Annotated in this window: 1 protein-coding gene; it reads left to right on the top strand. The window is 63.2% G+C overall.

What is annotated here, in order from left to right:
* Positions 1 to 231: aldo/keto reductase (locus EOB49_RS36010; protein ID WP_206526243.1), on the top strand; the 231-nt coding region annotated here is incomplete at both ends.

Here is a 231-nt window from a genome sequence, read left to right on the forward strand (position 1 = left end):
ACCTGCGCATCATGTTCGATACCCATGGCCCCGCCGAGGGATCGATCGAAGCGCCACTCACCGTCCTGGCCGGGCTTCAGCAAAAAGGTTTGGTCAGGCATATCGGGCTGAGCAACGTGACGCCGGCGCAGATCGCCGAAGGGCGCCGTATCGCCGAGATCGTCTGCGTGCAGAATCAGTACAATCTTGCGCATCGCGGCGACGACGCCCTGATCGACGACCTTGCCCGCG

The sequence above is a fragment of the Mesorhizobium sp. M7A.F.Ca.MR.148.00.0.0 genome (assembly GCF_003997735.1).
Taxonomy (GTDB): domain Bacteria; phylum Pseudomonadota; class Alphaproteobacteria; order Rhizobiales; family Rhizobiaceae; genus Mesorhizobium.